The sequence below is a fragment of the Ruegeria sp. YTSC002 genome, assembly GCF_059609845.1.
On sequence record NZ_JBXWML010000025.1, the window covers coordinates 1 to 9,415 of the forward strand.

Annotated in this window: 6 protein-coding genes and 4 pseudogenes; 3 read left to right on the forward strand and 7 right to left on the reverse strand. The window is 53.5% G+C overall.

What is annotated here, in order from left to right; all coding sequences use genetic code 11:
• The first annotated feature begins 316 nt into the window (after positions 1-316).
• Positions 317-1,342 carry an IS110 family RNA-guided transposase gene (locus AC2FFD_RS22000; protein WP_496874146.1) on the forward strand — a complete coding sequence of 342 codons (1,026 nt, stop codon included), beginning with the start codon at positions 317-319 and terminating at the stop codon, positions 1,340-1,342.
• A gap of 368 nt (positions 1,343-1,710) precedes the next feature.
• On the opposite strand, the gene AC2FFD_RS22005 is transcribed toward AC2FFD_RS22000, so the two are convergent.
• The 7 genes and pseudogenes from AC2FFD_RS22005 to AC2FFD_RS22035 form a co-directional block, all read right to left on the reverse strand.
• Positions 1,711-2,934, reverse strand: coding sequence for a serine hydrolase domain-containing protein (locus tag AC2FFD_RS22005; protein WP_496874147.1), 1,224 nt, complete (start codon positions 2,932-2,934; stop codon positions 1,711-1,713).
• An 11-nt stretch (positions 2,935-2,945) separates the two neighbouring features.
• The gene (locus tag AC2FFD_RS22010; protein WP_496874148.1) at positions 2,946-3,536 is read right to left on the reverse strand and encodes a TetR/AcrR family transcriptional regulator; all 591 of its coding nucleotides are present in this window, start codon (positions 3,534-3,536) and stop codon (positions 2,946-2,948) included.
• 123 nt (positions 3,537-3,659) lie between these two features.
• Positions 3,660-4,076, reverse strand: a complete 417-nt coding sequence (gene tnpA, locus AC2FFD_RS22015; RefSeq protein WP_267367645.1) for an IS200/IS605 family transposase — start codon at positions 4,074-4,076, stop codon at positions 3,660-3,662.
• Positions 4,077-4,295: 219 nt separating this feature from the next.
• Positions 4,296-5,201: pseudogene (locus tag AC2FFD_RS22020) on the reverse strand (IS481 family transposase).
• Positions 5,182-5,286: pseudogene (locus tag AC2FFD_RS22025) on the reverse strand (IS6 family transposase); the annotation flags it as partial. The pseudogenes AC2FFD_RS22020 and AC2FFD_RS22025, both read right to left, overlap by 20 nt.
• 246 nt (positions 5,287-5,532) lie before the next feature.
• Positions 5,533-6,891, reverse strand: coding sequence for a glutathione-disulfide reductase (gor, locus tag AC2FFD_RS22030; protein ID WP_496874149.1), 1,359 nt, complete (start codon positions 6,889-6,891; stop codon positions 5,533-5,535).
• Positions 6,892-7,146: 255 nt separating this feature from the next.
• Positions 7,147-7,869, reverse strand: coding sequence for a FadR/GntR family transcriptional regulator (locus AC2FFD_RS22035; protein ID WP_496874150.1), 723 nt, complete (start codon positions 7,867-7,869; stop codon positions 7,147-7,149).
• A 209-nt stretch (positions 7,870-8,078) separates the two neighbouring features.
• On the opposite strand from AC2FFD_RS22035, the pseudogene AC2FFD_RS22040 reads away from it, so the two are divergent.
• Positions 8,079-8,225 (forward strand): annotated as a pseudogene (locus tag AC2FFD_RS22040) (CoA transferase); the annotation flags it as partial.
• A 59-nt stretch (positions 8,226-8,284) separates the two neighbouring features.
• A pseudogene (locus tag AC2FFD_RS22045) lies at positions 8,285-8,686 on the forward strand (CoA transferase); the annotation flags it as partial.
• Positions 8,687-9,415: the final 729 nt, after the last annotated feature.

A 9,415-nucleotide genomic window follows, 5' to 3' on the forward strand; every position in this document is an offset into this window, starting at 1 on the left:
ATTGAGAGCACAAACCACAATTGATTTTGCAGGACAATTTCAAGCAAGATTCTGATTAATTAGGGTACAGTGACACCCTGCGTGCGAAGATCTGGGATACCGACAGTCGTACGGTCAAAAACAAGCCCGTTTACATCGCTTTCGGAGTTAGTCGTGACGGCGTGAGCGAGGTTCTGAATCTGTAGATCGCCGGAAACGAGGTGGCCAAATTCTGCCTCTCGGTGATGAACGAACTGAAGTGTTCTGAAGGTGTAGACGCCCCCGCTGGCCTCGATGTGCCATTGTGGGTTTGCAAACAACCTGAATGGAGGCGTCTATGGAAGAGATTAGCATGATTGGTCTGGATTTGGCGAAGAATGTGTTCCAGGTGCACGGAGCGGATGGAACAGGTCACCCTGTTGTTCGTAAGAAACTGCGCAGAGGCCAGGTCCTCGAGTCCTTTGCCAAACTGCCGCGTTGCGTGGTTGCAATGGAGGCTTGTGCCAGTGCGCATTACTGGGGGCGAGAGATCGGTCGTTTGGGTCACGAAGTCAGGTTGATCCATCCGGCCTACGTGAAACCATTCGTCAAACGTCAGAAGAACGATATGGCCGATGCAGAAGCGATCTGTGAAGCTGCAAGCCGACCAACGATGCGCTTTGTTGCCGTGAAGAGCGAAGAGACCCAGGCGTCCGCGACGGTTCTTCGGGCTCGCGAGCTGTTGGTCCGGCAGCGCACGCAATTGATCAATGCTGTGCGAGGTCACCTTGGAGAGCTCGGTCAGGTGGCCCCGCAAGGCGCGGTCAATATTCGCAAGCTGGTTGCGTTGGTGGACGCTGGCGATAGCGCAATCCCGAATGTGGCCCGGGAGTGCCTTGAAAGGCTGATCAGCATGCTGGGCCAGCTAGACGGTCAGATCAAAGCACTGGATGCCGAGATTGCCCGCCGCGCGCGGTCAAACGAGATGGCACGCCGCTTGATGACGGTGCCTGGAATTGGCCCGCTCATCGCAACTGCGCTGGTTGCCCTGGCCCCGCCGCCGGAACCATTCCGCCGTGGTCGGGATTTCGCCGCCTGGCTCGGGCTGGTTCCAAGACAGCATTCGACAGGGGGAAAACAGCGCCTCGGGGCGACAACAAAAATGGGAGAACGTTCGCTCAGGCGATTGCTGATCATCAGTGCCAACAGCGTGGTTCTGTGGCAACCACGCGATAGAACTGGAAAAGATCCCTGGCTTGCCCGCATGATCGAATGCAAACTACCGTTGCTGGTTCGGGTCGCACTGGCAAACAAGATAGCGCGAATTGTTTGGGCCTTGATGAGCGCAGGAGAAGTCTGCCAAGCTCCAGCTGCCAACGCGTAAAGCGTCAGCCGCTGTGAGACGGCAGAAACGGAAGAGGGCAATGGACAGCATGGCATAAGGATCGTGAGACCGGATCGGGAAAACCAGAACGCAACAGAGTGCTTTGAGCACGTGGTTCTGAATTGGACCGGACCCGCTAACACCTACGGGCCAGCGGCATGTGCAACGGCCGCGCAACTGTGCGCCTTTGAATGAAACCATAGATCAACCTTCAACAGGCCAATGCCGCTCGTGACACAAGCGCTAACGTCACAAAGGTCAATGGCGAAAAGTTTGCGACAGATCCAACCAAATTCCTTCAAAAACGCACCGCCCCCAGTTCAGTTTCAATTACCGGGAGCGATATCCGATCATGCGAATTCACATGATCAAAGGCCGGGACTTACGTTTTTTGCGATTGCCTGAAGAGCATTTACCATTTTCAGTTCTGTTTCTGGTTCTTCATTGTAATGAGGATAGGCAGAATTCATTGCGATCACCACGCCTCGGCCGGGGTTGATATACAGAAATTGCCCGTAGATCCCAATTGCGCTGAAGTCGCCGCCGTCGCGGTCTTCTGGAATCCACCATTGGTTCTTGTACCCCAGAATGAAGTCTGACTTATCATGGTCGCCTGGCTTCGACTGCGGTGTGTTTGTCGTGGTTGACTGCGCCAACCACTCTTCGGATACCACCCGTTCGCCTGTCATCGACGTACCGCCATTGAGCACCATTTGCCCGACACGCGCGAGATCCTGCAACCGCAAACTGGCACCACCGAAGGCAAGCGGTTCCCCCTCCTGATCAACCAGCATCTTTGCGTCAGCCCGAGCGCCGATTTTCCTCCAGAGCTTGTCGTGGAAATAGTCAGCATAGTCCTGTCCGGTAGCGCGACGCAGAACCCAGGCCAACACCTGCGTTTCAATGCTGGCATATTGGTTGAAACTACCTGGTTCGCGCTCACGGACTATGGTTGTGGAAAATTCATCCAATGATCCGCGCAGTGTCGCCACCACGGTTTGTACGATATCCGAGTTCAGATCATCATAGTCCTCAACATAGCGTATACCCGACGTCATATCGAGCACCTGCTGCACCGTAACACCATCATATCCAGATCCTATTAACTCCGGAATAAACTCGGTCACCTGTGCATTCAGGTCCGGCAAATCGCCTTCGCCATGCGCAACACCGATCAAAAGCGAGGTCAGGGACTTTGTCACCGAGAACTCAATATGGCGGGTTTCAGCCGAGTTTCCCCGCGCATAGGCCTCGTGAACCACCTTGCCATCATGCAACACAATCATCCCGGTCCAGTGAAATTCATCGAACAGCTCTGCGGTGTTCAGGTTTTGCCCGTTATAGCTGTATGTAATGGGAAAAATGTTGGGCTGTTCGTCAACTTCGAACTCAGCGACCGGGCCGGAACGCTCGATGGTGATCGAGGGATATTTTTCATAAAGTGTCCGGAAGTTTTCGTCGATATTCTCGGGTTCAAATACAGCCGAATACGCCATCAGGGCGCGCACGTCCTGAATTTTGTCCCAAAACACAACGCCTCCAATCAGGGCGAGCGTCAGAGCGGCGACCACCCCGCGTTTTATCCATTTCATAGTGTATTCCTTTACTGGTTTTTGGGTTCCGAAACTTTCAGCATCTCTCTCGCAATGTTTCGGATTGCATTCGTGTCCGTTGGGACAAATTGGATTTCAGAGAAAAAGGTCGCCCCAAATCCCATGGCAATGATCCCATAGGCCCGATGAAAACGATCATCATTGTCTGCGCCGATCCCTTCGGTTGCCATGCGATCCGTCAACTCGTCGCAAAGCCGTTGATACAGTCCCCTTAACCGTGCTTGAATACGCTGGTCCGCCTCCGCGTAAGGCCAAAGCTCATCGACCATCTTGCTGAGATGTTCGTCGCCAAGAAGGCCATCCAGAACGAGATCCAAAACATCTTCGACGCAGATGTCTCGGCCCTCAATTGCTATCAATGCGTCCAATTTCGCCTCCCCACGCTCAATCAAGCGGTCAAAAAGCAAAAGAAGAAGATCGTTTTTGTTGCCCGCAAAGTAGCGAATTAGGGAGCGGGGTAGCTCCGCTTCGTCAGCTACTTTGGCCAGCGTCAGTTGCGCCAACCCTTCTTGGGCTCCGATGCGTTCAAGTGCATCCAAAATTTGCGCGATACGTTCTTTTTCGTTCGTGGGACGTACCAAGGTGCCACCTACTTGGATTGAAAAATTCACCGTCTACCGAAGGCTTGCCTCAATCTTGTCATTTTGACAAGATTGGAACGAAAAGACCTCACGTCACGAGCATTAACTTGTCCGACTGAACCACTACCGACTGGCGTCGGTAGGATCGGCGATGTGGTTTTCGAGGTATTGCAGAACGATGTCTTCGGTGATGGCTCCGTTGGTGGTTGAGAAGTATCCCCTGCCCCAGAACCTGCGGCCCCAGTAGCGCCTGCGCAGCGCGGGGAATTCCCTTTGCACCTTGTGGGACGAACGACCCTTCATCCTGCGCACGAGGTCGGAGATGGCGATTTTCGGCGGCACCGACACGAACATGTGGACATGGTCGGATGACAGCACACCGCGCAGGATATCGACCTCGTTCTCGCGACAGACCTGACGAATGATCTCACGCACCCGCAGACGCACCCCTCCGGTCAGCACCTTGTAGCGATATTTCGTCGACCAGACGATGTGATATCGATGATAGAAAACGCAGTGCTTGCCGGTGTCATACTGCATGGCCTTACCCTCTGGAAAATGAGCCTCCCGACCAGCTCCGGCTCATTTTCCAGAGGGTAAGGCCATAACACGATTCTTCGCCCTGAAGCAGACCCGACTGGAAGTCGGAGGGTTTTCTCCAATGCGTGGAAACTAAAAAAGTAGATATTTGGAGGGCGATCCGAAAAGCAGATATTGAGCTTTCACCCGCCAAGGGCAGCTAAGTTGCGCAAAGGTGAACTAGGTGTTCGGTCCCGGCATCCGGTGGATCGGATTTATGATGAATCGATCTGGTTCTGAAGTTCAAATTTTGCAGATGTGGTCGTAGGGCGTGAGACCAGAGAGCGTCTTGAGGCGGCAAGCGAAGTTGTAGGCGTCCATGAATTCCAAGAGATGGCTGCGCAACTGATCGTGGCTGTCGTAGTGATACCACTTTTCGGTCGCGTCTTTAATCGTGCGGTTCATGCGCTTGACCAGGCCGTTGGTCCACGGGTGATTGGGTTTTGTCAATCGGCGTTCGATGCCGTTAACCTCTCAGATCATGTCGAAGCGCATCGGTCGAGAATAGATCGTGTCTCGGTTTTTTGCGGCTGATCTGGGAACTGGATACCGTTGTTCGTGAGGATGGTGTGAATACGATAAGGCACGGTCTCCAACAGGTGTTCGAGGAATTCCCAGGCTGTCTTCGGTTCGCTTTCTCGACCGAATGCGCCACGGCGAACTTACTGGTCCGGTCAATGGCCACAATGAAAAATAGCTTGCCCTCCGACGTCCTTAGCTCGGCGATATCGAATTGGAAGTGACCGATGGGGTAGCGCTTGAAGCGCTGCCTCTTCGGCTTGTCACCGTCCATTTCAGGCGGACGTGAGACGCCGTGACGCTGGAGACACCTGTGGAGCGACGAGCGCGTAGGTGCGGGATTGTCGGCTGCAAGGCATACAGGCAATCATCGAAAGGAAGCAGCGTATGCCGTCGAAAGGCAACGACAACCGCTTCTTCCTCTTTGCTAAGAACAGTTGAGCGCGGCTCCTTTGGGCCGGTCTTCCTGTCTTCAACGGTTTGCCGTTTGCGCCACTTCGCAACCGCCTTGGTATTGATCCCAGCGTGTGTTCGTAGCAAACTGCCCGCCGAAACGTGCCATCCAATCCAGCACCGTTTCGTGGGAAACCTGGATGCCGCGCGATGCAAGCAGAACCTCCACGCCCCTGAAGCTGAGGGCAAATCGATGATACGTCTAAACCTCATAGCCGATCACAGAAAGAAGAAAACGAACGCCCCAGAGCCGGGGCGGGTCAGATGAATTCAGCATGATTCTTTGCTACCCCGGAAGTTTGCAGTCACCAACCTGACAAAACCACCTAGACAAATTTGGGGTAGGCTTTGTTTCGACGCAATAGATCCGGTGGGTTACCAGATTGGCGGTCCAGTGACCCTGCGGATGGCAATACACCCCAAAAACCCCGGTTGTTGGATTCCTCTACTTGCTCGTCCGGGTTGGAATTTTCATTGTCACGATCTCTTCCGACATGGTGGGATGCACCGCCACGGTCCGGTCGAAATCTTCCTTAGTTGCACCCATCTTGATCGCGATTCCAACAAGCTGAATCATCTCGCTGGCGCCGGGGGCCACAACGTGACAGCCCAGCACCTTACGGGTCTTCTGGCTGACCACGAGTTTCATCAGTACGCGTTCGCTGCGGCCCGCAAAGGACTGCTGCATCGGCTTGAACGAAGTGGCATAGACCTCGGTCGCTTCCTTCGCCGCAGCCTCTTCTTCGCTAAGGCCAACGGTTCCCATCTCAGGCTGAGTAAAGATCGCGGTGGGGATCAGCTCGTGATCGGGTTTGGTCGGGTTGCCCTTGAAGACGGTCTCGACAAAGGCCATACCTTCGCGGATGGCAACTGGTGTAAGGTTCGCGCGGTCAGTCACGTCGCCTATCGCATAGACCGACGGCACCGCGGTCTGGCTGTATTCATCAACAACGACTTCGCCCTTGCGGCCGATTTCCACGCCGATTTCTTCCAGCCCCATATTCTCGGTATTGGGCGCACGACCGGTCGCGAACATTACATGGTCGAAGACTCGTTCGCCTCCAGTGGTCGCCTTGACCCAAACCTTGTCACCTTCCTGGCGCATCTCGAGAACGTTGGTGCCGAGGTGCAGGTGAACCCCCTTCTGGCACATCTCCTCCGAAACTAGGGCGCGCGCTTCTTCGTCAAAGCCCCGCAGGATTTGGGCGCCGCGGTAGTACTGTGTCACATTCACACCCATACCGTTCAGGATGCCCGCAAATTCCGAGGCAATATATCCGCCACCGACGATCAAGATGGATTCAGGTAGTTTGTCGAGGTGAAAGATGTCGTTTGACGTAATGCCAAACTCATCACCGGGGATACCCGGCTTTACTGGGCGACCGCCCATGGCCAGCAGGATGTGCTTGGCCGTTTTGCGCGTCCCGTCGGCCAGTTCGACCGTATGGGCATCCGCCAGCATTGCGCGCTGGTCAAAAGTTTCGACGCTGTTATTTTTTAGAATGCTGCGATAGACCTTTTCCAGGCGGTCCAGCTCAGCGTAAAGTTTCGTGCGAAACACATCCCAGTCAAAAGCACCAAGTTGGATGTCCCAGCCATGCGCCAGCGCATCCTCGACCATGCCGGAATACTCGCTGGCAAAAACCATCAGCTTCTTCGGAACACAACCGCGGATCACACAGGTGCCGCCGTAACGGTCCTCTTCCGCCAACGCCACCTTGGCTCCTTCTTGCGCCGCAACGCGTGCAGCCCTGACGCCGCCGGAACCACCACCAATGACGAAAAGATCAAAATCAAAGCTCATCTTGCACCTTTGTAGTTTGTAATCGAACTCTCTTTCCTCGATGCTGACCGGTCGTAACCCTTCCGCAGTCAAGGCATACAAGAACCAGGTCGCGAGCGGGCCAATTTCAAAGACAACTCTTTAGGGATCAGATATTTACTTGCGACTTGTACTTACCTTGGTAGAAAGGTGCGGTTGAGGGAGGTAAGGCACTTCTCTGGTCACAAGAAGTTTTGCGATGCGCCCCTCACAACTTCTATTTCTAGATGACCACCGCTATCCTTGGCTCCCGCCATCGGCTGGAATCTCCAGAGAATCATAGATTTCAGCCCATATTTCTCGCGTTCTATGTAAGTGTTTATCCATAAGGTCACCGGAAACTTGTTTATCACGAGCTGTGACTGCTGCCAGTATCGATAGATGTTCTTCATGCGAGATGCGTGACATTTTAGGGTCTGCAAAGTATCGGCACCTACGCATTCTTGAAAACTCGTAGAACCAATTCACCACGCGCACCAGCATCGTGTTTCGCGTGCTGGCGACAATGGCTTTGTGGAACCTTTCATCTTCTTCTACGATTGACTCTCCTCGCTTCAATCGATTTTCAGATTCATCAAGCGCCTGTTTGATTTGCGCGATGTCCTCCTCGTCGTGCCTCACAGCCGCGTAGCCAACTGCACCAACTTCAAGGATGCACCTGAGTTCAATGGCACCCTCTATCTGCTCTAGAGTCGGAAAAATCCCGGCATTTACTTCTACGACCAGCGCATCGATACTTGTGTCCATATTCTGGTCGCGCAAATAGATGCCCGAATGCCTGCGTCTTTCGACGACACGCAGTGCTTCCAGAGCCGTAATGGCTTCGCGCACGGCGGCGCGTGAAGTGGAGAATCGTTCCGCAAGATTTCGCTCCGAAAACAACCTCTCACCACTTTGAAAACGCCGATTGTGGATTAGCTTCAGAATATCCCCTTGGAGCTTTGCTTGATTCGAAGACACGCCACACCTTTGAGTCACGAAGTCAGGCCTTGGGAAATCCGTGCTAAGCAACCGATTTCTCGACCGTGAAACCTTATTGGTAATACCATTATTGCCATTCCAATTTGGATATGTCAAATTGAAGCCCAACCAGGGCGAAGACTGGGCCACCACTTGCGTGTCACATATATTCCGACTTTAATCGGTTAATAAATGGAAGGGCTAAGTGTATGGCTAGGCTTCTTGAGGGTCTTGAAGTCCTCGATTTATCTCGAATACATGCCGACCCTTGGTCGACGCAGATCCTGTCGGATTTAGGTGTGGAGGTCTGGAAGATCAAACGCCCCGGCAGTGGCGACGACAAGCGCCATTGGGACCCTCCGTATCTGAAAGACGTTGATGGAAACGATACTGAAGATTCTGCTATTTCCAAGCGGCTAATCGCGGAAAACGCTCGATCTGCTTCAACATCAAATCGTCAGAGGGGCAAGATATTGTACGCATGCTCGCCCAAAAGGAGGGCGACTTCGTTGAGAGTTACAAGTTTGATGATTTGGACAAGTGCGGTCTTGGATAACAGTACATCAAGGCAATCCGGCCAAGCATCGTTTATTGCTCGACTACCAGGTACGGCCACACCGAGCGTTACAAAGAGCGGGCCGATTATGACATGGCTGTTCAGGCGATCAACAACCTGATGAGATTCACCGGAGGACACTACGATCTGCCGGGTGGAGGACCCCAGAAAGTTGGTGTTCCTATCGCCGATCTCATGACAAGAACGCTGTCATCTGCGGCCACCATCGCGGCCTACCACCACGCCAAGGCGCCCCAATGACAAACCTATCTCGAATTAACAAAGAGAAGACTTGATGTTCAGCGCCGCCACAAGCGTCATGCGGAAGCGCCGGTGCTTTCTGGCGCAACGAAATCGCCACATGCCGTCTTCCGGTAAATTTATGCATCAAGGCGGGAAGAATGGTCGCAAACGAACCCCGTCCCTGCGCTTCAGGTATGACGTTCAAGAAGTGCTATGGGCGCCGTTCTATGCTACACAAGACCCGTTCTCACGTAATGTGATCCGGCGTAGATGGTTGCAATAAGGTCGCAAGTAATCTGATTTCAATCGCAAGTAATGTGAGTTTGCACGCTTCGATTGTTGCAGATAAATCGAGCGAAAAGTCACGATGATTGCAATCCGAGCCACGGATAATTCAATTCGGCACCATCTAGGGCCTTAGAATAGCCCTGCCCAGGAATTTGCCATCCTTCAGGTCCATCAATGCTGAGTTTGCCTCATGGAGCGCATATTCTGTAACCGGCACAGGTGCAATCCCTTTGGTTTGCGCCAATGCGATTAGCTCTTTCAACTCGGGGAAGTCCCCGGTCCAGCTTCCCTGAATGTTCAGTGGACGCATGGGAACGAAGGGGAGAGGCACCCGCAGTTCACCACCGTAACAGCCAGATCGAAGCGGGTTTTCATCGTATCGACGCCGGCTTATTCAGCCGCAGATGCTTCCTCTGGTGTAAATGGTATTGTCTCGACCAAAGCACGCTTGCCCTTCTG

What these genes read in the sequence shown, in the direction of transcription:
- tnpA (WP_267367645.1), bottom strand. Translation starts at nt 4,076, where the DNA reads ATGCAGTATGACACCGGCAAGCACTGCGTTTTCTATCATCGATATCAC.
- AC2FFD_RS22005 (WP_496874147.1), bottom strand. Translation starts at nt 2,934, where the DNA reads ATGAAATGGATAAAACGCGGGGTGGTCGCCGCTCTGACGCTCGCCCTG.
- AC2FFD_RS22000 (WP_496874146.1), top strand. Translation starts at nt 317, where the DNA reads ATGGAAGAGATTAGCATGATTGGTCTGGATTTGGCGAAGAATGTGTTC.
- gor (WP_496874149.1), bottom strand. Translation starts at nt 6,891, where the DNA reads ATGAGCTTTGATTTTGATCTTTTCGTCATTGGTGGTGGTTCCGGCGGC.